This is a genomic window from Hymenobacter aquaticus (assembly GCF_004765605.1).
Classification (GTDB): domain Bacteria; phylum Bacteroidota; class Bacteroidia; order Cytophagales; family Hymenobacteraceae; genus Hymenobacter; species Hymenobacter aquaticus.
Genome location: NZ_SRLC01000003.1, coordinates 480,258 through 505,007, shown reverse-complemented (window position 1 = coordinate 505,007; position 24,750 = coordinate 480,258). Strand labels below are relative to the sequence as shown.

The 24,750-nt window shown below is 59.8% G+C and carries 13 protein-coding genes; 7 read left to right on the top strand and 6 right to left on the bottom strand.

The annotated features are described in order from the left end of the window. The first annotated feature begins 141 nt into the window (after positions 1 to 141). Entirely contained in the window at positions 142 to 450 is a 309-nt protein-coding gene (locus E5K00_RS21910) for an ArsR/SmtB family transcription factor (RefSeq protein WP_086594744.1), read from the top strand. Between the two features lie 369 nt (positions 451 to 819). Here E5K00_RS21910 and hemA read toward each other — a convergent pair whose 3' ends face one another. After that, positions 820 to 2,091, bottom strand: a complete 1,272-nt coding sequence (gene hemA / locus E5K00_RS21905; protein WP_135465449.1) for a glutamyl-tRNA reductase — start codon at positions 2,089 to 2,091, stop codon at positions 820 to 822. Between the two features lie 361 nt (positions 2,092 to 2,452). Here hemA and E5K00_RS21900 point away from each other — a divergent pair, with 361 nt between their 5' ends. Next, positions 2,453 to 3,661: a sensor histidine kinase gene (locus tag E5K00_RS21900; protein WP_135465448.1), complete on the top strand. Its 1,209-nt coding sequence runs from the start codon at positions 2,453 to 2,455 to the stop codon at positions 3,659 to 3,661. Positions 3,662 to 3,671: 10 nt separating this feature from the next. Here E5K00_RS21900 and E5K00_RS21895 read toward each other — a convergent pair whose 3' ends face one another. The 4 genes from E5K00_RS21895 to E5K00_RS21880 are packed head-to-tail and all read right to left on the bottom strand — an operon-like array spanning position 3,672 to position 14,648. Continuing rightward, positions 3,672 to 4,772 carry a lipocalin family protein gene (locus E5K00_RS21895; protein ID WP_135465447.1) on the bottom strand — a complete coding sequence of 367 codons (1,101 nt, stop codon included), beginning with the start codon at positions 4,770 to 4,772 and terminating at the stop codon, positions 3,672 to 3,674. A 60-nt stretch (positions 4,773 to 4,832) separates the two neighbouring features. Then, complete coding sequence (locus E5K00_RS21890) at positions 4,833 to 5,357, bottom strand: hypothetical protein (protein ID WP_135465446.1); 525 nt, start codon at positions 5,355 to 5,357, stop codon at positions 4,833 to 4,835. A 23-nt stretch (positions 5,358 to 5,380) separates the two neighbouring features. Further along, on the bottom strand, positions 5,381 to 10,921 hold the full coding sequence (locus E5K00_RS23000; protein ID WP_210114353.1) for a DUF6443 domain-containing protein: 5,541 nt from the start codon (positions 10,919 to 10,921) through the stop codon (positions 5,381 to 5,383). 55 nt (positions 10,922 to 10,976) lie between these two features. Beyond that, on the bottom strand, positions 10,977 to 14,648 hold the full coding sequence (locus tag E5K00_RS21880; protein WP_135465444.1) for an RHS repeat protein: 3,672 nt from the start codon (positions 14,646 to 14,648) through the stop codon (positions 10,977 to 10,979). 367 nt (positions 14,649 to 15,015) lie between these two features. Here E5K00_RS21880 and E5K00_RS21875 point away from each other — a divergent pair, with 367 nt between their 5' ends. Beyond that, on the top strand, positions 15,016 to 15,885 hold the full coding sequence (locus E5K00_RS21875) for a helix-turn-helix domain-containing protein (RefSeq protein WP_135465443.1): 870 nt from the start codon (positions 15,016 to 15,018) through the stop codon (positions 15,883 to 15,885). A gap of 51 nt (positions 15,886 to 15,936) precedes the next feature. Next, positions 15,937 to 16,173, top strand: coding sequence for a hypothetical protein (locus tag E5K00_RS21870; protein ID WP_135465442.1), 237 nt, complete (start codon positions 15,937 to 15,939; stop codon positions 16,171 to 16,173). Between the two features lie 80 nt (positions 16,174 to 16,253). Here the strand turns inward: E5K00_RS21870 and E5K00_RS21865 are convergent, their stop codons facing one another. Beyond that, positions 16,254 to 16,949, bottom strand: a complete 696-nt coding sequence (locus tag E5K00_RS21865; RefSeq protein WP_167856998.1) for a PKD domain-containing protein — start codon at positions 16,947 to 16,949, stop codon at positions 16,254 to 16,256. 354 nt (positions 16,950 to 17,303) lie between these two features. On the opposite strand from E5K00_RS21865, the gene E5K00_RS21860 reads away from it, so the two are divergent. From E5K00_RS21860 to E5K00_RS21850, 3 genes are all read left to right on the top strand, one after another. Beyond that, positions 17,304 to 19,064, top strand: a complete 1,761-nt coding sequence (locus tag E5K00_RS21860; RefSeq protein WP_135465440.1) for an amino acid permease — start codon at positions 17,304 to 17,306, stop codon at positions 19,062 to 19,064. Positions 19,065 to 19,183: 119 nt separating this feature from the next. Continuing rightward, positions 19,184 to 24,043, top strand: a complete 4,860-nt coding sequence (locus E5K00_RS21855) for a DUF3320 domain-containing protein (protein ID WP_135465439.1) — start codon at positions 19,184 to 19,186, stop codon at positions 24,041 to 24,043. A gap of 46 nt (positions 24,044 to 24,089) precedes the next feature. Next, positions 24,090 to 24,713, top strand: a complete 624-nt coding sequence (locus E5K00_RS21850; protein WP_135465438.1) for a hypothetical protein — start codon at positions 24,090 to 24,092, stop codon at positions 24,711 to 24,713. Positions 24,714 to 24,750 lie beyond the last annotated feature (37 nt).

Genomic DNA, 24,750 nt, shown 5'->3' with positions numbered 1-24,750 from the left:
AGCATTTGTGCTAATAGAATTACCGGTTTAATCAAATTTTCTCCGCAAAATCCTCCGGAAACGGAACTCTTGAAGCTAGGAATATCGTATTAAGCATATTCCTGCCCGACCCACCCGCAGGACCACCGTTGTAACTTCCTTATGAAACCATTGCTCTCGCGCGTAGAATCCAAGAAAGTAGATAAGGCTGCTGCCATGCTGAAAGTACTGGCTCACCCCAAGCGCCTTGCCATCGTCGACCTGCTCGGCAAAGAGGATAAGATGACCGTAACGGAAATCTACCGTTCGCTCGATTTGCCTCAAGCCATTGCCTCTCAGCACCTGATTACGCTGAAGGACCGCGGTATTCTGTCTTCGTTCAAAGTAGGAACCAAGATTTACTACTCGCTCTCGATTCCCAAACTGCTCGACGTAATTGATTCGCTCGAAGACTGCTGCGATACGCTGTAGTGCTTGAACCGTTTTTTCCGCCGAAAAAATGAAAAAGGACCGCCCAACGACGGTCCTTTTTTCGTGGGTAAGAGTTTAAGGTGCTAATTTTTAATGTGCTGATGTGCTGATGTGCTGATGTGCTGATGTGCTGATGTGCTGATGTGCTGATGTGCTGATGTGCTGATGTGGGGAAATGTGAGAAATGAGAAGCGTGTGTCATTGCGAAGCCAAAGGCTGAAGCAATCCGTCCTCTGAAACGTGCCGCGCCTTCTAATGTGAAAAGCCCCTTGCTACTCGGGTAGCAAGGGGCTTTCTGGTAAAAGAGCGGTTGTCACCAGCAGGGAATGGATTGCGTCACGCTGCTCGCAAGGACGCAGTGGGCCTGAGCTAGGCGTGGGTTGTCTGGTTTTCCAGGTCGAACAGGTCGGTGAGGACGTCGATGAGCTGGTCGGCTTCGCCGCGCTTGCAGGCGGCTTTGAGCTGCAACACGGGCTGCTTCAGGATCTTTTGCATCAGGGAGCGGGTCACCTCGTCCATGCGCTTGGCTTCCTCTGGGCTCATCTTCTTCTGGAAACGGTCCATTTCCTCCTGCCGAATCTGCTCCAGAGCATTCTTCAGCTTCTGAATCGTCGGCGACACCATCATTTCCTTGGTCCAGTCGGAGAGGCCGGCAATGCTTTCGGTAATAATGGCCCGCACGTGGGGCACGGCGGCCAGGCGCTGCTCCAGCGCGGCCGAGGCCTTGCTCTGAATCGTGTCGATGTTGTAGACCAGCACGCCCGGCACGTTTTCCACGTCGGCCTCGATGCTGCGGGGCACCGAGAGGTCCACGAAAAACTTGTAGCTCAGCACGTCCAGGCGCTCCACCATTTCGCGGGTAAAGAAGGGGGCGTCGCGCGAAATCGAGGAAATCACGACGTCGGCGTCCTTCATGCCCTGCACCAGGTTCTCAAAGTCGAGAATCGGCAGGCTGCACTCGGCGGCCAGCACTTCGGCTTTGGCGCGGGTCCGGTTGCAGAGGGTCACATCGGTGAAGGCCTTGCTGTCGGCGAAGTGGCGGCATACGTCGGCCCCGATCTCGCCCAGCCCGACGACCAGCACCCGGGGGTTGGCAATGTCGGCGGTCAGCTCTTCCACCAGCTCCAGGGTGGCGTAGGAGGTAGAAGCGGCGCCGTCGCGGAAGCTGGTTTCCTGCTGGACGCGCTTGTTGGTAAAGAAAATTGTGTGGAGCAGGCGGTGCAGAAACGGCCCGGCCGCATCCTCGTCGGCCGACCACTGGTAAGCCTGCTTCACCTGGTTGCTGATTTGCAGGTCGCCGACCACCTGGGCATCGAGGCCCATAGCCACTTCGAACAGGTGCTGCACCGACTCCTGGTAGGTGTCGAGCACGTCGAAGTAGGGGAAGTAGGTGGCTACGTCGCTGAGACCTTTCAGCTGCCCCAGCGCCTCAATAACGGCGGGGCTCTGGTCGCGGTCGGCGGAGTAGTAGATTTCCGTGCGGTTGCAGGTACTGAGCACGAGCAGGTCGCTGAGGCCCAGATCGTGGTGGAGGGTATGCAGGAAGCGGCGGCAGGCGGCCTCGTCCAACGAAATCAGCTCCCGAATTTCGAGCGGCGCTTTCTTAAACGATAGGCTAACAGCCTTGAATGGATGGAGCATAGCTAGGGCTACGGCGTATTGTAGAAGGCAAAATTACGGCGTAATTCGATAGTCTGAAACAGTTGCGAACCCCGTGAGGTTCGGCTGAAAGCAAAGGAAGCCGCGAAACCGGCCTGACGGGCTCAGAACGGCATGTTCGTGTACCCCGAGTTGACAAAAATCATTTCGTTGAGAATGAATATTTAGCGGCTAACTCGGGTAACGCTCGGCTTGGGTTGCCTGCGGCGGTGGGGATAGGCCGCGAAAAGCGCTGCCTCGGGTTGCCAACCCCGGCCGCGTTCCGCCGTTAGGACCGCACACGCGCCGGTCCGGCCGGCGCTGCTTACCTTCGCTTAGGAGCGTGGCTCCACCTGTATGCTTCATGGCTTTTTTCTCCTTCTTCCGGCAAGTGCTACCCATCTACGACCAAAAGTCCCGCATCAAGCTGGGCATCCTGGCGGGCGCCATCCTGATTGCGGCGGCCACGGTGGTCTATACCAACGTGCTGGTTAAGCGCCTGTCGGAGCGGGAGCAGAAGCAGATTGACCTCTACGCCAAGGCCCAGCGCTTCATCATCAACTCGGAGGTCGACTCGAATACCAACTTCGTGTTCGAGGAAATCATCAACGCCAACACCACGATTCCCATCATTTTCACCGATGGGGAGGCTAACATTCTGGGCACCCGCAACGTGGACATTCCGAAGGGAATTTCGGAGCAGGCGGCCCTGGCGTTTCTGCACCGCGAAATTGCCGTTATGAAGCTGCAGCACCCGCCCATCGTGGTGGAGCTGGGGGCGGGGCTGCGCAACTACATCTACTACAAAGATTCGCAGCTGCTCACCCAGCTGCGCACTTACCCGCTGGTGCAGCTGGCCGTCATTGCCTGCCTGGGCGTCATGGCCTACTTCTCGTTTAGCTACTCGCGCCGGGCCGAGCAAAACCGCGTGTGGGTGGGCCTGGCCAAGGAAACGGCTCACCAGCTGGGCACCCCGCTAAGCAGCCTGATGGCCTGGCACACCTACCTGAAAGACTCGGAAAAGTGGCAGAACGAGCCCATCGTGGACGAGCTGGGCAAGGACGTGCGCCGCCTGGAAATCATCACCGAGCGGTTCAGCAACATTGGCTCGGTGCCGGTGCTCAAGGACGAAAACATCCTACAGGCCACCAAAAACGCCATTGCCTACCTGCAAAGCCGGGTGTCGAAGAAGGTGGTGTTCGAAATAAAAACCGACCTGCCCACCGACACGCCCGCCCAAATCAACGTGCCGCTGTTCGACTGGGTCATCGAGAACATCTGCAAGAATGCCGTGGACGCCATGGACGGCAAAGGCCACATCACCCTGCACCTGCGGCGGGCCGCGAAAGGCAAGCAGCTCATTGCCCTCGATATTACCGATACGGGCAAAGGCATTCCGAAAAGCAAGATTGAAACGGTGTTTCTGCCCGGCTTCACCACCAAAAAACGAGGTTGGGGCCTGGGCCTGGCGCTGGCCAAGCGCATCATCGAGAACTACCACCAGGGCAAGCTTTTCGTGCGCTGGTCGGAGGTGGGCAAAGGCACCACGTTCCGGGTCGTGCTGAACGGCTAAGGTTACGGGCCTACTGCGCGGCTCCCGCTGCTACTTTGCGCGGCGGGGCGGGGTTGCCGGGGTTAGTAATTTCCACGTAACTGTTGCCCGTCACCGGCTTGCCGTTGTGCGTCCCGGTCACCTTGCACATGCCTTCCCAGTAGTGCAGGTTGATGGCCTTGAACAGGCGCAGACTCAGTTCCTGGTTAGGAATTACCGGCTCAATCAGCAGGTCGTAGCCCTGGCTGGGAATGCGCAGCCGCCACTTGATGGGGTAACGCTGCTTGGAGCGGGGACTCAGCCAGTACTCCAGCGGCTCCAGCTGAAAGTCGGTGGCGGCCAGGTGCGTGTTCTGGTTGTTGGCCGAGTGGTGCGAACCGCCGCTCAGGCCTTCCCCGGTCAGGTTATTGCGCAGCTGGTAGGTCATGATTTCCTCCCGGGGTTCGTCGAGCTGAATGCTGAGCCAGTCCCAGCCTGAATCCTTGGCCATCACCGAGTTGCAGTTCCACTGCCGGTCGTACCACAGCTCGCCTTCTACCTGCCGCTGCTTGCCCTCTATTTCGATAGTACCGGCCGTGGCCAAGCGTGTGTAGCTGTAGTAGCCAGCCCTAGCTGTGGGCCCATACTGCTCGTAGCCGGTGCCGCCGTGCAGCAGCACCGGCTTAGCGGGCGTCGTAATCAGGTTGATGGCCTGCCCGGCGTGGGCAGCCATGCGGGCCTGCAAGTGGTAGCTGCCTTCCTGCCCGGTCAGCGTCCAGCGCTCGGCTTTCTTCTGCTCCGAGAGGTTCAGGGGCAGCGTGGCCGGGAGCAGCTGCGGCAGGCTCGTCAGGTTATAGTCGTAGCGGAACTGCTTCTGCTGCGGGTCGGTCAGGGCGAAGTTCACCATCTGCCAGTCCTTTTTCCCGGTGGGGTTGAAGTGGAAGAACACGTACTCCACGCCAAACACCTCTCCGGTGGCCTTGTCCTTCAGGTGCCCGGTGAAGTACCACCACTCCAGCGAATTGCGCAGGTGAGGTGCTTCTTCCTGGGGTAACACTGCCTGCGCCTGAAACACGTCGTGCTTGTTGGTCGGCTTCAGGGCGCAGGCGGTGGTGAGGACGAGGAGGAGAGTGGAGAGCAGCAGGTTCTTCATACCCCAGGAAAAGGATTTTCTGGGGTGAAAGGTTTAATGTTAAAATATATATGATATTTTCTATTTTACAACGGATATGTATCCATTTTCATTTATTTTGAATTTTTTTATTGAGGAATATCTTTCATACTTTTTTGTCTTGGGGTTTATTTTATATTTGTTGGTTTCTCTCTTTATTTCATATTTACTATTTATAGAGCTTGAGAAATCTAAATTATCACCATGGTTTCCCCTTATAATGAAAGAGGAAATTAATTTCCCATTGCTGTTTAATAGTGTCATTACTATTTCGTTTATGTCATTTGAATTATTGCCACTTATAAACAACCTGCTATAAGTTATAGCATATATATTATTTTTGTAATAAGATCGGTTTAAATAATGATATTCGTATGGTTTTGAGTAGGGCCATTGTGTCTTTTCTGTAACAATAATATTCCAATCTTCTTTTGATAAAGGCATATTGAGTTGAGCAGGGTAAGGGGTTGTTTTTACAAAATTTCGTTGAATTTCAACCTTAGGGAGATTTGATGCCTTTTTTAGCAATGTCAAACCACTATCACTGAAGTCGATAGTTTTAAACATAAGAAAAATCAAAATTAAGTATTTCATTGGTTCCGCCTTACTGTTGTGACTGAATAATGGTAGGAATCATACTGGCCTGTCAAGCTGCCATTTGTTCCTACTTGTAATGTGTTAGAGGTAGATATCCCTTTTTCTTTATGACTTGTTCTTGGATCAAAGAAGTTATAGACTGTAGATGTAGTTATTCCCTTCTTTACAGTCTCTGTCTTACCTGATACTACAATGAAATGATCAGTCATATTGTCGTTGTTTGGTGAACCATCATGGTAATCGACGCCAACCATAATTGGATTTCCTTTTTCTATAGAGTCCTCAATCAAGTTTAGCCCATTTGCTGCATTTTCATTTGGTTGACCTGCTCTGCCTTTGCTTCCTTGATTGACAATCAATATTTCTGATGTTCTTCCTGCAGTTTGTACTCCTTCATTTTCCAACATTCTAGCTGATGCTTCATAGCAATTTATATTTTCGTCTATTTGTGATACCCAATTTGAATCATCTATTACTTTGTACGTTATCGAAGTTACTTCGTTTTGAGTATAATTCAATGTAATTCCTTGGCCAAGATCTTGATTGTAAGTAGATCCCACATTACTGTATTTGCTTCCCTCAATATCCCTGCTTTTATCTTGACTATCCTGCCAGATAATGGCTCCTGTTTCGTTGTTTTTGTACCAATCCTTTCCATCTAAATCAATATTGGATATAGGGTTGTTTCCCCCATAATGATAAGGCGATAGATAGATGCTATTCTCAGCCAAAGGATCCACCGCATGCCAGCGCCCTAACTGAGCGTCATACATCCGAGCACCGTAGTCTTGCCAGTTAAGACCTAGCTCTAGCTGTTTTTCCTTGCCATTATACTGAAATTTATTCTCTAAAACACCACTATTCCGCTCAATACCAGCCAGATTCAAGCCCCAAGGGTCATAGTGGTTCTCCTGAACCAGCAGAGCAGGGTTATACTTTACTTCGATATCGTCGAAGAATACGTCCACGTCGCTGTCGTTGCCGACGTAGGCTTGCACGTAGCCATCAGCTGGGGTGACGAGGCTGAGGTGGAGCGGTTCGTAGTTATTGCGGGCGGCGTTGGAGAGCTGCTGGGTGTGGCTGTCGACGAGGACGGAATCCTGATTGAAGGCCAGCAGGCGCACGTAGCCTTTCGGGACGCGGCCATTTTGCTGCAGTAAGGGGAGTAGCGAGAGGCTTAGGCCCAGAAAGGGCATGGGCTTGAGCTTGTGGGATGATTCGACGCTACCAGGAGCATTAGTTGACTGGCTTTGGAGCAAGGTAGTCACGAAGCTGAGTAAGGAGAACGTGTAATTAATATTGCTCACTTCCTGCTGGTACATGCCTGGGGCCGTTATTTGCACGGTGTCGCCTTTCTGCACGCGGAGCATCTTGGCTGGGCCTAGGGGCTGGCCCAGCGCGGCGTTGAGCCGGGCGACGTGCGTGCCGGTGCGGGCGGGCAAGCCCAGGTAAAACCGATTCTTCGCAATACTTACCGAGTCGAATTGTTGCTCTTCGCGGCGGGCTACGGTAGGGGGAGTTGGTTCCATGGTAGCCACGTACGTGGCCGCGTCGCCGGGGCGGAAAGCTACGCGCAGGTTGCCCAGATGGTCTTTCAGGCTGTATTCACGGGTGTAGCGCACTTGGGGCTGTCCACTGGCATCCAGATTAGCGAAGCGCAGCACCCGGCCTTCCGCATGAGGGAAAAAGCGCAACGAATCCTGCTCGTACTGGAAGCTGCCGGCGTAGTCGGTCTGCTGCACGGGCTTAGCCGTCTGGTAGACCAGCTTGCTCACTTTCTGGCCGGTAGCCGAGTAGCGAAACACGATGGAGTCGTTGCCGAAGGCGATGCGCTGGGGCAGATTTAGATGATTGTAGGCAATGCTGGTGATGCCTTTGTTGTGGTCGGCGGTCAGGTTGCCGTTGGCATCGTAGGTATACTCATCCTCAGCGGTAGCCGGCCCATCCTGGAAGTCGCCGGCCAGGGAGGGCGCCCCGGCAGTCTTGGGACGATTTTCGGTGATGACATCAGTAACCGAAGTCAGCTGATTACCCTGGTAGGTGTACGTGAGCTGGTCGATGGTACTGTACTGCTTGGGCGTCGTGCGGGTAGCGGCGGCCAGCAGGCCCCGCCGGTGCATCGTGAGGATGTTGCCGTTGTCGTCGTAGCTCACGTAGTGCAGGCCGTAGTTTTGCTTTTCGGCCGTCCAGGCGCCGGTGGCAGCACGGGCCACGAAGTCGCCTTGCAGCAGACGGTTGCTGCTGTCGTAGATGTAGCCGTAGGCGCGGGTGATGGTATCGGCCTTGCTGCGCCACTTTTGCCCCATGATGTTGCCATTATACTGCCGGTAGTCGCGCGTGAAGCCGTGCTCGTAGGAAAGCTCCATGCCCCACAGGTCGTTCGGGTCGGGGTGGGCTACGTCGTTCAGGTGCGTTAGCCAGCCCCGGATGTTGTAGCGGTAGTCCAGGCGTTGCTGGCCCAGGCCCAGTTGCTTTTGCTGGAGTTGGCCCAGCTCGTTGTAGCGTAACGACGCCAGCACAGTAGGTTTGCTTTCCCCCGAAACCTGCTGCGCATCCGTCAGCAAGCGGCCGGCGTGGTCGTAGGTGAACGTTTCGGCAATGGTTACGGGTACGGGCAACGTCTTCGGGTCGGAGTGTACGGCGTAGCTCTTCAGTACTTTGCCAGTAAAATCCAGCTGCATCGTACTGACGTCTTCGCCGCCCCGGGCATTGGTGCTGCGCAGCTGAATAGGCCGGGCGTAAGCATCGTAAAAGGTCGTGGTGGTCAGCCAGGCTCCAGGCTCGGATTCGGGCACACCCAGTACCCGCACCCGGGTGCGGGTGACCTGGCCCGTCACCCGGCTGTCGGGCTCAGGAGCCTGGCCGCGGGCAAACTGGCTGTCGTACTGCACATCGTAGGCGGCATCCGGCGTATTGGCCGGGTCATTGTCAAAATTGTAGTCGTCGTAGTACGTCACAGTCAGCACTTGGGGCTCGGTGAACAGGCTGGTCGGAACCAGCTGCGGGTACGCTTCCGAAACCGTGTAGTGGTGCGGGGCCGTAGCTGCTGCCGTTCGGGATTCGTACTGGCGTGGTCTGCGATTGGCCTCCCCCTGCAGAAAGTCGCGGCTGCCAGGGCGCTTGCACAGGCCCGTCAGGACCGGCCGGCCCTGGGCATCATATTTGGTGAAAGACCACTGCTGGCGGGTGCGCTGGGCGGCATCCTGGCTCAGAATAACCCGGTCCAGCTCATCGTAGACCATCCGCGTTTCGCCCTGAGTTCCCGGCACCTGTTTGGCAATGACGCGGCCCCGCTCATCGTAGCGGTAGCGAAACAACAGCTGTTCAACTGCCGGGGTCATTTTCCACTGCTGATTCCCCTGCTGAGCACGGAGCAGGGCTTCTGCTTTGGGTGGTATCACAATCCGTAGATGATTCAGCTCATCAAAGAGGTAGTAGGTATCCAGCCACCGGGTCGATTTGCCGGGAATGGTGCTTTCCACCCGCTTCAGCACTACCTGGCCCTTGTTATCCTGAAATTGAAAAATGCGGGCGTGGTTTTCATCCCGTGTTTCCTTAACCCACAACTCGCCAGGCTTATATAGCCGTGGACGGTGGATATTTACCCCATCGAAATAAGGAATTACTGGAATGGTAGTCACGACATCCGGGTGGCCTCCTCTATAGTCATACACCTGTTCCGAGCCGGTCGAAGGATACTCTCGTAGCACCACTACATGGTCCGTTGCCATTTGCCAGGCCTCGCCCGGCGCGGCCTGGGCCACGGTTCGGTTCAGGGGTGAGGCTTCGAAGGCCGTTTCGGTGTAGGGCACGCCAGTGCGGGCCAGGCCAGCCGTAGGCGCACCGGGTCCGGCGGGGGCATCGTGGTAAAATTCGTATTGTTCCCGCAGGGCATTGGGGTGGTAGTCGCCCGGCGCCCCGGTGCCGTTGGCGGCGGTGTAGGGCAAATAGGTTTTGGGCTGGCGACCAACGGCATCGTAGACCAGCGGCTGCACAATATCGCGCCGCCGGGGCGACTCCTGCCGCAGTACGGTTTGGACGGGGCGCCCCAGCCCATCCAGGTAATCTGTTTTGACCTGAGCGGAATCAACGGTGGTGCGGGCCAATTGTTCGGGGCTCGTGATGGCGGCGCGGGCGCTGTAAGTGCGCACGTAGTTGAGCAGCAAGGAGTCGGCAGACCCGGCAAATACGGGTGGAGCCAGGGAGGAAGTAAGGGCGCAGCCCGTGTCACCATTTACGGGCAGATTCTCTGCCAACAGATTATACGGCAGTACTTCTACATACTGGGGCCGGGTGTACAGGGGTACGTTTCGACCCCAGATAGTAACCCAATCATTCCAAACCCGAAGTCGGTACAGGCCGGCATCGGAGGTTGTGATGGGGGACAGGGTAAGAGTCGTGTCCTGGCCCTTGGGCACATTAACCCAGGCACCGCCGATCTGCCGCTGCCACTGGTAGTGGTTGCGCAACCCGGGCATGCTGCGGTGCAATACTTTTATGTTGCCATTCAGGCACCGGATGGTATCGGCTGGCGGCGTGAGCTGAGACTCATATTCAAACTGCTGCAGCCAGGGTAAGCCAGCGTCCCGGAAGTTGGCTTCGATGGAGCCAAACGTTAGGTAGTTATACTGCGCCAAAACAAAGCCGGGAATAGCATCTGCATTCGCCCAGGATGGCAGCGAGGTCAGCTCATTATGACTCAGGGCTAGCACGTGCAGGCGAGGAGCCGCAGTGAAAGTAGCCGGTAGCGCCCCGCTAAACTTATTATAGCTGATGTCTAGCTGAGCAAGGTTTGGGCAAGTTCCCAGGCCGGCCGGAACTGGGCCGCTGAGTTGGTTGTGGTCAAGAAAGCAGTACGTGAGGTTGCTTAGGTAGCGTAGCGAATCGGGCAACGGGCCCGTCAGTGCATTCTGTCGCAGATCCAGCGTGACCAAGGAGCCGATGCGACCTAGTGCGGCGGGGACTTCGCGGGTCAACCGGTTATTGGCCAGCAGCAGCTGGTACAAGGGCAGATTGCCTACTTCCGTCAGAATAGCGCCACTGATCCGGTTGGAACTGAGATTGAGAAACCTCAGATTGGTGCATTGCCCTATGCTGGCTGGAATCTGGCCTCGTAGCTGACAGTAACTTAGATCCAGTGTAACGAGTTGGGCGTGCCCGAAGCCATCCGGAATCGGGCCGCCCAGCTCCGGGTTGCCGCTCAGATTCAGATGCTGCAAGCCAATTAAGAGCTGAATGCTGGACGGCAGCTCGCCGCCCAGGTTGTTGGCGGGCAGCTGTAGGCCAGTGATGTCATAGTTGTTGGTTTGCACGCCGTACCACGACCCAGCATCGGCAATGGAGCCACCGGATAGCCAACGGTCCTGCCTGGTCCAGCCAGGACCTTTAGTGGCGTAATACAACTGCTCCAACACCCGGAGCTCAGTGGAATCCGGGACGAGGCCTTCGTAGACTTGCGCCTGAACCGGGCGGCCGTAGAAAACGAACAGAAGGCCAAACAACACAAAGACGGCGGAAAAAGAGGGCACACGCATACAAGCCATAGAGTTAGATGGAAGCGATAAAATCAGAATTGAGGAAGCCGCAGCGCTACGGGCGGGCGTAGTGATATTCCTGCTGCGTGATAATATTTCCGCCTTCGTCGCGGGTGCGTAGCAGGCGGCCCAGCGCATCGTATTCGTAGCGCGTGGTGCGGCCCGCAGCATCCGTTTGCGAGGTAAGCCCTATCAGCGGCTCGTGGGTGTAAGTAGTGAGTTGGGCCCCGGTCGGATGCAGCCGCAGCTCATCGAGCCGGAGCGGCTGGGTTGTCTGCAATCTTACTTCGTTCTGCGTGGCCTTGGCCTGCAGGGTATACACGAATTGTTGCAGCCCACTCTGATCGGTAGTGCCCACTGCTTGCCCGGCGGTGGCGGGCAATAAGCTGCCATTTACATAAACGCTGGGCTTGCTGGTGGCCCAGAAGGAGAGTCGATAGTCGCCAGCGGGTAGCGAATCGCGGCTGACGGGGCTGGCGAGCGTGTAGCACCAGCTGCCAGTATGGCCCCCCAGCATTACTGCGGTCGGCGCGAAGCGCCACCGGCCGGCGCTGCCGGGCTCAAAGCTGGTATAGGCGAGCTGTCGATACTCGGCATTGGCCGCTCTGGCGATGGGTAAGGTGGCCGAGTGGCCCCACAGGAAGCTTTGCGGCCCAGCGTACGGCTGGCGGGCCTGCAGAATGTTACCGAGTCCGTCGTAGCGCTCGTAGGCCATGGTGGGGCGGTAGCGCCAATCCTGCAGAAATCCTCCCCCGCTAGCGGAGGAAGTAAAGTCGGCTGCCGGAATGGGAGACGAAACCTGCAGGGTCAGATCCAGGCTGGGTTTGCCCATTTCGTAGTGCGTGAGCTGCCCAGCCGTAAGGTAGCTGTTGTTGCCTCTTTTGCTCCATTGTTGCTGCTCGATCAGCTCCGTCATGCGGTGCTCACGAGCCAGCCGCTGAATGCCAAGGGCCACGGGGGTTGTGGCATTAGCCGTGTCGTAGTCTAAGGCATACCGGTTGCGGGTGGTAAGCGTGTCGTAGCCGCCCGAGAAGGTTTGGATGCGGGTGAGCTGAGCGTGAGCAGGATTATCGTATTTATAGAAGGTTTTCACTAGCCGATACTGGGTGGTGTCGGAGGGGGAGTAAAAATATTCGTCCCGCTGGCTTTGGTACGTCCACGTTGATAGGTATTTAAAAGACTGCAGAATGAATTCCGACGGAATCACCACTGGAAAGCCATTATCCGGCCTGTAAAAAAACTCCGGGCGCTTCACGATGATATTCAACCCTATAGCGTGCGTTTCATTGGGCTGTGTGGGGAGGGTGTAATTGCTGCAATCTTCGCATGTACCCCCAATGGGCGGAGTATAGTGGTGGATGTAGTGATTGACAATCCGGTGAACCGGCTGGTACGTGTAGGTTGTCTCGTTGCGGCGGTACTGCGTGACCTGTAGCGGGTGGCCCCGCTGCCAGTCGAAGCTGGTGGCCGGAGTGAAGGGGTAGCCATGCCCGTACGGCGCCTCGTCTTCTTTCCAGGAAAACGTGTGGTGCGTCATGCCATGTTCGCCCAATTTGTCTTGGAATACCTGCACGGAGGTGTAGGCTACGTTTCCCCCCTGGATATTGCTTAAGGGCTCTATGCTACCCGATGACTGCGCTACATAGCGGCACTCGGCTTCCACGGACAATTGGCTTTGATTCGAGTACCGGTTTTCTATTGTTATGTAGGAATAGGAGGGAATGTACTGCACCCGGCCACTGGATAAGGTCGAATCGTTCAACGGACTGTAGGAGTAGCGCTGTCGGAGCGGCTCGGCACCCGTCTTATCGGCAAAGCTTCGGATTTCCTTGATGCGCAGCCCGCCCGCCAACCGGTTGCTGGCCGGCATACTGCGCGTAATAGCTTCCGTCCAGAAAAGCTTGAAAAAGTCATTCGGGCAATAGCCAATGGTGGTAGCTTTCATGGTGTACTCACCCGGCATCAGCTCCAGAGGCTCCGTAAAAGGTTTGCTCGGGTCGGTAGACGCGCCAAAAATTTTGAGGTAGTTGTTGGGCCCGTGCAGTTCTAACCGAAACTGCGGCGTCGTCTGAGGCACACTAAACCCACAGCCGGTTCGGTAATACGCCTTCATGGAGTAGGGCCGAACGGTAGCCGGAATGGTGAAATCCACCGACTGGTTCTTGGTGCCATCCGGCAACGGCGTAGAATCATCATCCTTGCCGGCATAGAAGCTGACGGGCTGCACCAGCGAGTCGCGCACTACGGTGCTGGCGGCATGCAGATAGGTGTTGGGCTCAAACTCATACTCCGTCCAACCGCCGGTGGGGTACTGCAACGACCGGATAATCCCGGTTTGCATCATCACTGGGTCTGGTTCCCGGGTGCCGCCCGTGTAAAAGCCATTACTAGGCTCGGCCGGCAGCAACATTCCCTGATTGTTGTTGAAGTAGCCCCAATGATCCTGCGCGTGGCTGATTCGATCTGGAAAAGGCAAGTCTTCCCGGTACTTGATGACGTAGCTGGGCTTGCCGCTTTCCGTCACGCTCACCAGCTTCAGCCGGTATCGTTCCGAATGCCTGGGCGGGGGAACGGGGAGCGGGTCACAATCCGACGTAGCATCAGGCAGGTTGAAGTAGCCAAAGCCTAAATCGAAGGTGCGCGTGCGGCTGCCCGTGTGCACCCGAATTTGCTTGAGGGCTTTGGTCCGGGGCAAATCGACGCGGGAGCAGCTGCTGTACAGGAATTCGACAAAGTCGCCGCGGCTCGACCGGACACTACTGAGCCGCAAGCCGGCTACCCGGGTAATATTTTCCGTGTAGGTCGCCTCCTTATCGGCGCAGCCCGCATTGCTGTCGTTGCCCGATTTCTGGTAGCGCGTGTAGCTGCCCAGGCTATTGTAGCTGTAGGTCAGCGTGTCGTAGCTGAGCGTAATGGTTTCGTGGTTAGGCGTTTCGACCTGCGACAGGTAGAATACGCGTGCCTGGGGCGCATAATCGTCCTGCGGGGAGGAGTGCCCGCCGTGCCGGATAACGTAGGTGGTTGCTATTTCCTGGCTCTGGAAGGAAAAGCGGTTGCCCTTTTCGTCCACGATGGTATAGCCGTTGCCGCGTTCAATAGCCAGGGGCTCGTAGGGCACCGGGTGTGCCTTGCCGTCCTGCGTGTGAAAAAATTTGCCGCTCCGCCCGCACATACTGTAGTAATACAAGTCGGGCTGGGTGTCAAAGCTCGAGGTGTATACAAAAGAAGGAGTGCCCGCCGGAGAGGTGCCCGTAGCGCGCATGCAAAACAGGTAGTCGTTGGTAGTGTATTTCGGTTCCAGGGGCCGGTCCTGGGGAATCCGCCAGGCACCGTTCGTGTAACCGGTCGGGATAAAGTCGTCTTTGCCCAAAATCGTCGAGGAAACACTGCCCCCGGCTTGTAGAGCCCACCCCAGCCCCACTGAGCTGGCTATTTCCGCCACGCGCACCCCGCCGGCGTGGTAGCTTAGGTTAATCGGTAGGGTGAGGCCCCGCAGTTGAACCTCGTAGATTGGAATAGTGATACTAGGCACGCCCGAGTACAGGCTGACCGGAGTTTCCGCAAACTTGCCCAGCGCGGCCGCTTCGGGCGGGGGAGGAGTTCCGCCGCTTAGCCGCTCGGTGAGTTGAGCCGCCGCCGGATAATGCAGCAACAGGAGCAGCACCGCGACTAGCGCCAGCCACTGCCCGCGAAATAAATAGCGTGTCAGGTAGAAACGTGGGTTCATAATGGATGAGGTAAAGCCATGCGAAGACAGCCTATAGCTTTTGCCATAGGGGAATCGTGCAAATAGGTAGTGGTAAGGGAGGGCAGACGCGACCAGAAATAAGTCGCTTGGCTCGGCTGGCCAGGCAGAGCGGTATATGATGAAACTTCACCGCCGCTGCTTATTTGGAGAAGCAACAGGAGAAGTAAGAAAAGCAATGGAAAAGGTCCTGTTGAGAAGACCTCTTCGGATACAACCTCTATAAGCCTATGAGCAATACTTGCATGGGGCAGCGGGTATAAGCATATTTGTTATAAGTAGATGGTACAATACTATTCAATAAATGAATAGTATCCAAATTTTGCATTCTTTTTTTGAATAAATTTCAATGGAGTGGATTCCTGCCAAACTGCGCGCGATTCGACAGGAATTCCACCTGACCCAGCTGGAGATGGCCCAGGCCAGTGGCTTATCTCAGCGCGACATCAGCCAGCTGGAAAACGGCCGCAAGGAAGGTATACCCAAAGAGTATATTCAATTTCTGCATAGTCGCGGCGTCGACCTGAACTGGCTGTTCACTGACCCTGCCCAGGAGGCCGCCGAACCAACTGCGGTGGCTGGGGGCCCGCGGCAATATTCCGTCGCTGCCCACCAGTATCTGGCCGTAGTCCAGGAAGACCAGGTGGTGGGCTATGGCAAAAAAGCGGCGGTGGGGGCGGCTACTGTGGTGCGGGAAGCGGCCGACAGCGGCGCCCCGACACTCAGCATGGTGGGTGGGGAGGCGCTGCTTCAGTACCCGAAGCGGCACCGGGAGCCGGCGTTTCTGCGCGGTTTGCCTACCTGGGCGCTGGGCTTGCCGGAAGTGCAGCAGGGCGTGTGCCGGGCTTTTCAGGTGGCCGGGGCCGATATGCTGCCCACGTTCGCACCCCTCGATTGGGTTATTGCCCGCCTCGACAACCCGGCTGACCCCATTGAGAATGGCGGGGCCTACGTAGTCGTGACCAAGGAAAGCGTGCAGCTGCAACGGGTGTTTGAGAGCCCCGGGCAGCCCGACCGGGTGCTGCTGCGGCCCGAGGCGGCCGGGGCGGCCGCTACCTCGCTGCTGCTAACCGACGTGGTGGAGCGGTGGAGCGTGCGGGGCCACTTGCGCTTTACCCTGCCGTCGGCTGCCGCGGCCCCCGACCCCAAGGTAGCCACCCTAGAAGCCCACCTCCAGGACCTGCTCGACCGGGTGCAGCGCCTGGAGCAGGGGCAGTAAGCCGGCGGCCGGGGCGTGGCTGCGGCGGCGGGTAAATCGTACGTAAACAGTATGCTCTACTTCCACGCTACCCTGCTGCGCTACGGCTTTGTCCAGCAGCGCCCCGGCTTCTACAAGCGCCCGACCAGCGAAGCTCTCGGGGGCACTATGTTCTGCACCACGGGCGAGGATGGGCGGCCCCGCAAAATGCTGCTCTGGCAGCGGGGCCGCATCCTGGTGCAGGGCGACGTGGTGACGCTCGATGCTCTGGAGCAGGTGCTGCGGCGGGTGCTGGGCAGTGCCGCCTGATCGGTCGGTGGGTTTCCCGTAAGCAAAAAGCCCTGACACCTATGCAGGCATCAGGGCTGAAGCAATGGGTTAGGTGCTGACTATCGTTTGCGGCCTCCGTAGTAAAAAACACCCGAGCGCGCCGATGAGGCGCCTATGCCGGAACTGGTCTTGATATCAACGCGCAGACTGTCGCCGGCCTGCAGGATGTCCAGCGAGGATTGCATAGAGCCAATGCCACTGTAATACCAGTAGGCCGGCACCGAACTAGTTGGTGACCGCTGCCAGATAGCTCTGCTGCCGAGTACCCAGTTGCGGCCAAACAGGGACAGGCCTTCCGAAGTGGCAACTGCCTCCATGGTCACGTCGGGAAGGGGCGTCCGGATAATGCTGTTGGTGGCAGATGAGTACCGGTACTCGTAAACATTGGTAAAATGATAGGTGCCGCTGAAGCGTTGGGCGAGAATCCGGACGGTATCGGCCTGCGCCAGCGTCAGGGTCTTGCTGATACTAACCGAGCCGTTGGCGCTGGTAGTCCGTAGCGTGACGGTATACGTGCCCGGCTTGCGGAACGTATGACTTGGGTTGGCGACCGTGGCGGTAGAAGCATCTCCAAAATCCCAGGCGTATGTCGCAGCGTTTGGCGTGGTGCTGGTAAACGTAATGGGAGTGAAGTGCTGAGCGGCGCCGCTATACGTAAAATCGGCCGTGGCCGGCTCGGGCGTAGCTTCATCCGACGACTGGCAGCCGGCCAGCCCAAGTATGCATCCAAGACCAGCAATAAGGAAGGCTTTCATAAGGTTAACCGGCAAAGGGATAGAAAGATACGTAAGCGGTTTCAAGAACGTCATTTATAAGCAGAAATACAAGCGTTGGTTGGTGTTGCACGCGGTATTGCCGGCTCGCACCCCCAGCAGCAGGCCGGAGCCGTTCTGGGGCTGCCAGTGCCGGTCGTCACGTAGCGTTTCGGCCACGGTTCCGGATTTTGGAGACTTGAAAGGCCCGGCCAGCCGGTTGGATGGCAGCTAAAGTCGTTAAAAATGCGGGTGGAACAACTTTAGATCCGGTGCCAAGCCCGCCGATGTACCAGCCCCGCCGCAATATTCTTTATCTTTTGGGCCTCAAACACCCTGCTCTCTCACAACCCATAAATGAGTTCTTTCTCTAATCTGTTTCGCCGCAAGGATATCGGCGCTATTCTGCAAAACCCGCCGGCCGACGTGGAAGGCCACAGCCACGGCGGCCTGGAGCGCAACCTCTCGGTGCGCGACCTGACGGCCCTGGGCATTGCCGCCGTTATCGGGGCGGGCATCTTCAGCACCATCGGCAATGCCTCGCACGACGGCGGCCCGGCCGTGTCGCTGCTGTTTGTGTTCACCGCCATTGCCTGCGCGTTTTCGGCGTTGTGCTACGCCCAGTTTGCCGCCACCATTCCCATTAGCGGCTCGGCCTACACCTACGCCTACGCTTCCTTTGGCGAGCTGACGGCCTGGATTATCGGCTGGGCCCTCATCATGGAATACGCCGTGGGCAACATCGTGGTGGCCATTTCCTGGTCCGACTACTTTACCGGGCTCATGGATGGCATCGGGGTGCACATCCCGAGTTACCTGACCATGGGCACCCAGAGCGCCTACAAGGGCTACCACGAAGTGCTGGACCTGATGATGGCCGGCCAGCCCCTGGCCGACGTGGCCCCGGCCACGATGGAAGCCTACAAAACCTGGAACTCGGCCCCGGTGCTGTTTGGCGACTTCCGCCTGGTCTGCGACCTGCCCGCCTTCCTGATTACGGTTCTGATTACGGCCGTGGTCTACGTGGGCATCAAGGAGTCGAAAACGGCTTCCAACCTGCTGGTGCTGCTCAAGCTGATTGTGGTGGCCGTCGTTATTGCCGTGGGCGTGTTCTACGTGCAGCCGGCCAACTGGAGCCCGTTCGCCCCCAATGGCGTGGCCGGCGTGCTCAAGGGAGTCTCGGCCGTGTTCTTCGCCTACATCGGCTTCGACGCCATTTCAACGACGGCCGAGGAGTGCAAAAACCCCCAGCGCGACCTGCCCCGGGCCATGATTTACGCCCTGATTATCTGCACCGTGCTCTACGTGATTATCACCTTGGTGCTGACCGGCATGGTGAGCTATAAGGAGTTGGGCGTGGGCGACCCGCTGGCCTTCGTGTTCCAGAAAGTAGGCCTGCCCCAGTTGGCCGGCGTGGTGGCCGTGAGTGCCATTTTTGCCATGGCCTCGGTGCTGCTCGTGTTCCAGATCGGGCAGCCCCGCATCTGGATGTCGATGAGCCGCGACGGGCTGCTGCCCCCCATCTTTGGCCGGGTGCACCCTAAGTTCCACACGCCTTCGTTCAGCACCATCGTCACGGGCTTCTTCGTGGGCGTGCCGGCTTTGCTGCTCAACATGGACCTGGTTATCGACCTGACCAGCATCGGGACGCTGTTCGCCTTTGCCCTGGTCTGCGGCGGCATCCTGATTCTGGACCCGCACGGCACTTCCGAAGCCCGCTTCAAGGTGCCCTACATCAACGGCCAGTTTCTGCTGCCGCTTATCATGCTCATCGGTATCGGGCTGCTGTTTGCCTACAACGGCGCTGCCGTAGCCGAAATGGGCCGTATCGTGGGCGGGGCCGAAGGCTTCGAGGGGTTCCAGCACTACATCCCGATGCTGGTGTTCTTCGGCTTCTGCATTTATCTGACCATTGCCTCGGTGCGCCGCAGCCTCTCGCTGCTGCCCACCCTGGGTCTGCTCACCAACCTCTACCTGATGACCCAGCTGGGTATCAACAACTGGCTGCTGTTCTTCGGCTGGCTGATTATCGGCCTAGCCCTGTACTTCAACTACGGCTACAGGCACAGCAAGCTGAACGCCGGCGCGACGGCCAATCAGCCGCCGGTGGTGCGGTAAGCCAGTCAGCGAAATAAATACGCGCGGGCTTTGTCCGGTGGAGCGTTAACCAGCAACTTTGGTTGACCAGCTCCCTGGCCAGAGCCCGCGCGGCCGTTACGGCCTCTGCCCTTTCTATCATGGAAACGACTCCGGTTACCGCCTCCGCTGCCTTGCTTGCCCGCCTGCTGGCCTCCCGGGAGGAGCTGCTGGATCTGGGGTTGCGCAACCCCTTGCTCAACTTCCGGCCCTCGCCGGCCCGGGGCGTGGGCGTGGTGCAGGAAGAGTCGGCGGCGGTGTACGAGGTGCTGGTGCGCCAGGGCAAAACCATGTATTTCCAGGGGCTGCCCGACGCCAGCACCGTCAAAACGGCGCACTCCATCCAGTACATGGCCGGCTATACCGAGCTGGAAGCCGCCGCGCAGGGGCTGACCGACGAGGAAAAGACCGAGCACCGGGAAGTTTTCCGCCAGGCGCTGGCCGCCGCGGCCGCCGCTCCCCCGCTGGTGCCGCTGCCGCCCGACTTGCCCGCAGCCGAGCGCCAGCGCCTGCTGACCGACAACAAGCTGCAAACCGCTGAGCTGCAAGGCAAGCTCGAAGTCCGGCTACTCAATACGTATTACGCGGCCCGCACCAGCCTGGAAGAGCAAGGTGTCAATATCCTGTATCTGGCCCTGGGGCAACTCACCTGGTTTGAGGCCGACAGTAGCCCGGAGCCGCGCCAGGCCCCGCTGCTGCTGGTGCCCGTGCTGCTGGAACGCAGCACCGCCGCCGAGCGGTTTAAGCTGCGTCATACCGGGGCCGAAATCGAAGGCAACCTGAGCTTGCAGGCCAAGCTGCGGGCCAGCTTCGGCCTGCCGCTGCCGCTGCCCGAAGCGGAAGAGGAACTGCGCCCCGCCGAGTACTTTGCCGCCGTGGCCCGGGCCGTAGCGGGCCAGCCGCGCTGGCAGGTGCAGCCCGACAGCATTGCCCTGGGGTTCTTTTCCTTCGGCAAGTTTCTGCTCTACCGCGACCTGGACCCGGCCACCTGGCCCGCCGGGGCCGACTTGCTGGCACACCCCGCCATTGCCGCCCTGCTCGGCCCCGATACCGGCTTTCAGGATGCCCCGCCCAGCGTGGGCGACACGGCTTTTCTCGACACCGAAAGTGCGGCCCACGCGCTGCACCAGGTGCTGGATGCCGACTCGTCGCAGCTGCTGGCGTTGCTGGCCGTGCAGGAAGGCCGCAACCTCGTCATTCAGGGGCCGCCCGGCACGGGCAAGTCGCAGACCATTGCAAACCTGCTGGCCGAGGCCATTGGGGCGGGTAAAAAAGTGCTGTTCGTGGCCGAGAAAATGGCGGCCCTGGAAGTGGTGCAGCGCCGCCTCGACAACCTGGGGCTGGGTGCCGCCTGCCTGGAGCTGCACAGCCACAAAGCCAACAAGAAAGCCCTGCACGACGAGCTGAAGCACACGCTCAGCCTGGGCCGCCCGGCCGCGCCGCCCGCCGTAGCCGACCAGGTGGCGCAGCTGCCCCGCTACCGCCAAGCCCTCAACGACTACGCCCTGGCCGTAAATGCCCCCATCGGCCATAGCCGCCGCACGGCCCAGCAGGTGGTGGGCGAGCTGCTGCACCTGCGGGAGCAGCGCGGCGCGGTCGAGCTGCCTCGCCTGGCCTTTCCCTCCCTCAGCACCTGGACCGATGCCGACGCCGCCCACGCCGAAGCGCAGGCCACGCGCCTGCAAGCCACGCTGCAGAAAGTCGGCCGGCCGAAAAGCCTGCTTTTCTGGGGCAGTGAGCTGCTGGTGCTGCTGCCCGCCGACCAGGATGCGCTGCCGCACCTGCTGCGCGCCGCCCAGGCCGCCCTGGCCGCGCTGCAGACGGCGGCGGCCACTCTGGCCCGGCACCTGGCCCTGCCCGCCCCAGCTGATCGGGCGGCCGCCGAAGCCCTGCTGCCCACGGCCCGCCATATTCAGCTGGCCCCGCCGCTGACCGGCATTGCCGTCCTGGATTCGGGCTGGGCCCGGGCAGCCAGCCGGGTGGCGGAGCTGCAACAGGCCGGCACCGGCTACCTGGCCCTGCATCAGCAATACGACGCGGTGCTACTGCCCGAAGCTTGGGGCCAACAGCTGCTGGCCGAGCGGGCAGCCCTGCTGAGCTACGGCGACAAATGGTGGAAATTCCTCAATGGCGACTACCGGCAGGCCAGAAAGCGGCTGCAAAGCATCTGGCGCGGCCCGCTGCCCGCGGCGGCCGAGGTGCTGCCCGTGCTGGATGCCATTCACGAAAGCCGCCGCTACGCTCAGGCCATAGCGGCCGCCGCGCCGTGGGCCGCCCCGCTGTTTGGCCCGGCCTGGCAGGCGCTGCGCTCCGACTGGCCCGCGCTACGGAAAGTGGCTGACTACCTGGGTTTAACTCACCAACGTATTGCTCAGCGCCAGCTGCCGGCCGAGGTGCTGCCGTATCTGGCCGTTGCGTCGGGCGCCGATGGTATTGCCGCGCCCCTGGCCACGCTGGAAACGGCCCTGGCCCGGCACCGGGCCGCTACGCAGGCCCTCACGGCGGCCCTGCAGCTCAACGAGGCCCGGCGCTTTGGCCCCGACGGCCGCCTGGAATTTCAGCCATTCCCGGCCCAGGAGCAAACCCTGAGCGCCTGGCTGACCGACGTGCCCGCCCTGCGCCTGACTACTGAGTGGAACAACGTCGCCGCCGCCGTTGCCGCCGAAAACCTGCCCGAGCTGGTGCGGCTGGCCGAAACCTGGGAACCTGCTGCGCAATACCTGGCCGCCGCCGTGCGTCAGACGTGGCTGGAGTATCTGCAGAAGCAGGCGTATGCCCAGCACCCGGCCCTGCGGCAGTTTGAGCGGGCCAGCCACGAGGAAATGGCGGCCCGCTTCCGGGCAGCCGACGAAGACTCGCTCTACCACAACCGGGTGCGGGCTATGCAGCAGCATTTTAATCAGCTGCCCAATGCCCAGGCCAGCGGGCAGATGCTGTTGCTGCGCAATGAGTTTGCCAAGAAAACCCGCCATTTGCCGCTGCGCAAGCTCATGCAGCAGGCCGGCCGCGCCATTCAGGCCATCAAGCCGGTGTTCATGATGTCGCCGCTGTCGGTGGCCAGCTACCTGCCGCCGGGCGCGGTGGAGTTCGACCTGGTGGTGTTCGACGAAGCCTCGCAGGTAAAGCCCGTGGATGCGCTGGGGGCCATTGCCCGCGGCCGGCAGCTGGTGGTCGTCGGCGACTCGAAGCAGCTGCCGCCCACTTCCTTTTTCGACTCGCTCACCGGGGCCGGGGAGGAAGCCGACGAGGAAAACGTCACGGCCGACGTGCCAAGCATTCTGGAGCTGTGCAAGGCCCGGCAAATGCCCGAGCGGATGCTGCGCTGGCACTACCGCAGCCAGCACGAGTCGCTGATTACGCCTTCCAACCACCTGTTCTACGAGGATAAACTGGTCGTCTTCCCCAGCCCCGGCGGGCAGGGGCAGCTGGGCTTGGTCTACCATCACCTGCCGGCTACTTACTACGAGCGGGGCACCACCCGCACCAATCCGCTGGAAGCTGCCGCCGTGGCCCAGGCCGTGCTGCACCACGCCCGCACCACGCCCCGCCTCACGCTGGGGGTGGTGGCCTTCAGCATGGCTCAGCGCCAGGCTATTGAGGATGCCCTGGAAAAGCTGCGCCGCCAGCACCCCGAAACCGAGGACTTCTTTAACCGCCACCCGCACGAGCCGTTCTTCGTGAAAAACCTTGAAAACGTGCAGGGCGACGAGCGGGACGTGATTCTGATCAGCCTCGGCTACGGCCGCACCCGGGAAGGCTCCCTGAGCATGAGCTTCGGGCCCCTGAATGGCGAAGGCGGGGAGCGGCGGCTCAACGTGCTCATTACGCGCGCCAAGCAGCGCTGCGAAGTGTTTACCAACTTCGCGGCCGACGACCTCGACCTGGCCCGCACCAAAGCCAAGGGCGTCGCGGCGCTGAAGACCTTTCTCCACTTTGCCCAGCGCGGCGTACTCAACCAGAACCAGAACACGGGCCGGGCCCTGGAGTCGCCCTTCGAAGAGGCCGTGCACCGCGCCCTCACCGCCCGCGGCTACACCGTGCGCCCCCGGGTCGGCTCCCAGGGCTTCTCCCTCGACCTGGCCGTTGTCGACCCGGACCAGCCGGGCCGCTACCTGCTCGGCATCGAGTGCGACGGGGCCATGTACCACAGCGCCCGCTCGGCCCGCGACCGGGACCGGCTGCGCCAGCAGGTGCTCGAAAACGTGGGCTGGCAGCTGCACCGCATCTGGAGCACTGACTGGTTTCGGGACCCGGCCCGGGAAACCGAGCGGGTGGTACAGGTCATTGAGGCCGCCCGCCGCCCGGCTGCCCGGGAGCAAGAGCCAGCAGCAGCGGTAGCAGCGGCAGAAGACTCCGAGGAGCCGGTGGGAATAACGCGGGAAGCGGCCCCCAGTGGCCCGGTGCCGCTGGCCGAGCCCTACCAGCTGGCCCAGCTCCCAGCCGCCGCCCGGCAGCAGGAAGTACACCAGCACCCGATGGCGCGGCTGGCGGGTTGGGTGGCCCAGGTCGTGGCCGTGGAAAGCCCGGTGCACCTCGACGAGGTGACGCGCCGCATTGCCCTGGCTACCGGGGCCACCCAGGTCGGGGTCCGGATTCGGAAAAGCGTGGCCGATGCCGTGCGGCTGGCCGGCAACCTGCGCCACATCCGGCCCGAGGGCGCCTTCCTGTGGGCCCCGGCCATGACGGCCGCCGCCGTGCCCCTGCGCGACCGAAGCGCCCTGCCGGCCGCGTCGCGCAAGCTGCATTTCGTGGCCCCCGAAGAACTAGCCCAGGCCCTGCTGACTATCGTGCGGCACAGCTTTGCCCTGGAGCGCAGCGCGGTGGTGCTGCCCGCGGCGCGGCTGCTGGGCTTTGCCCGCCCCAGCGAGGAAATGCGGGAGCAGATCGACGCGGCCGTGCAGCAGCTGGTTGACCAGGGGCGGCTGCGGGAATCCAACGGGGTGCTGCAGCCGGCTGGGTAGTTAGGTTTAGTTATTAACAATTATTAATCAGAAAATTATGAATGATATGAATTTTGAAAACGCACCAGATCTACCGGCCGGAGAAACCATTTTCGTTACGTTTCGGCTGGCGGGCTCGGTGCCGACGCGGGCATTTCGGGAGCTGCACCAGCAGCGGCAGGCGGCGCAGGAAGCGGCCCGGCAGCTCCCCGACGTCGCCGCGCAGGAAACTGCCCGTCGCCGCGCCGAGAAGGTGTTTTTCGCCGGTTTCGATGCCCTGCTGGACGCGGCAACGGTGGGGCCGGCGTTCCTGGAAAAAGAAAGAATAGCCGATATAATTGCCGCTGAGCTAATGTTGCTGGAAGAGCAGGGCTTTCGGGTGCTGGCCTTTGCCCTGCTGCCCAACCATGCGCATGCCGTGCTGCACCTGCCGGCGGGCAGCGGCGCTTCCTTCTATAAATCCTTGCAGCTGCTGCACCAGCGCACCGCCGCCCAGTGCCGCCGCGTGCTGCGCGGGCAGCTCCCTGCCGAGGCCGACTTCTGGCAAACCGGCAGCTACGACTACGCCGTACATGACTCCGGCGAGCTGCTCCGCCTCGTGGCCTACGTGGGCCGCAACGCGGAACGGGCGGGGAAAATCGGCCGGTGGCTGGACTGGCCCTACTGCTACCTTGCGCCCGGCTTTGCGTGACGCTTCGAGCGGCAGCCAATGACCACCTTACCTTCTG

Excerpts from the sequence above, each read along its gene's own strand:
- E5K00_RS21910 (WP_086594744.1), top strand. The coding sequence starts at position 142 with ATGAAACCATTGCTCTCGCGCGTAGAATCCAAGAAAGTAGATAAGGCT.
- hemA (WP_135465449.1), bottom strand. The coding sequence starts at position 2,091 with ATGCTCCATCCATTCAAGGCTGTTAGCCTATCGTTTAAGAAAGCGCCG.
- E5K00_RS21900 (WP_135465448.1), top strand. The coding sequence starts at position 2,453 with ATGGCTTTTTTCTCCTTCTTCCGGCAAGTGCTACCCATCTACGACCAA.
- E5K00_RS21895 (WP_135465447.1), bottom strand. The coding sequence starts at position 4,772 with ATGAAGAACCTGCTGCTCTCCACTCTCCTCCTCGTCCTCACCACCGCC.
- E5K00_RS21890 (WP_135465446.1), bottom strand. The coding sequence starts at position 5,357 with ATGTTTAAAACTATCGACTTCAGTGATAGTGGTTTGACATTGCTAAAA.
- E5K00_RS23000 (WP_210114353.1), bottom strand. The coding sequence starts at position 10,921 with ATGCGTGTGCCCTCTTTTTCCGCCGTCTTTGTGTTGTTTGGCCTTCTG.
- E5K00_RS21880 (WP_135465444.1), bottom strand. The coding sequence starts at position 14,648 with ATGAACCCACGTTTCTACCTGACACGCTATTTATTTCGCGGGCAGTGG.
- E5K00_RS21875 (WP_135465443.1), top strand. The coding sequence starts at position 15,016 with ATGGAGTGGATTCCTGCCAAACTGCGCGCGATTCGACAGGAATTCCAC.
- E5K00_RS21870 (WP_135465442.1), top strand. The coding sequence starts at position 15,937 with ATGCTCTACTTCCACGCTACCCTGCTGCGCTACGGCTTTGTCCAGCAG.
- E5K00_RS21865 (WP_167856998.1), bottom strand. The coding sequence starts at position 16,949 with ATGAAAGCCTTCCTTATTGCTGGTCTTGGATGCATACTTGGGCTGGCC.
- E5K00_RS21860 (WP_135465440.1), top strand. The coding sequence starts at position 17,304 with ATGAGTTCTTTCTCTAATCTGTTTCGCCGCAAGGATATCGGCGCTATT.
- E5K00_RS21855 (WP_135465439.1), top strand. The coding sequence starts at position 19,184 with ATGGAAACGACTCCGGTTACCGCCTCCGCTGCCTTGCTTGCCCGCCTG.
- E5K00_RS21850 (WP_135465438.1), top strand. The coding sequence starts at position 24,090 with ATGAATTTTGAAAACGCACCAGATCTACCGGCCGGAGAAACCATTTTC.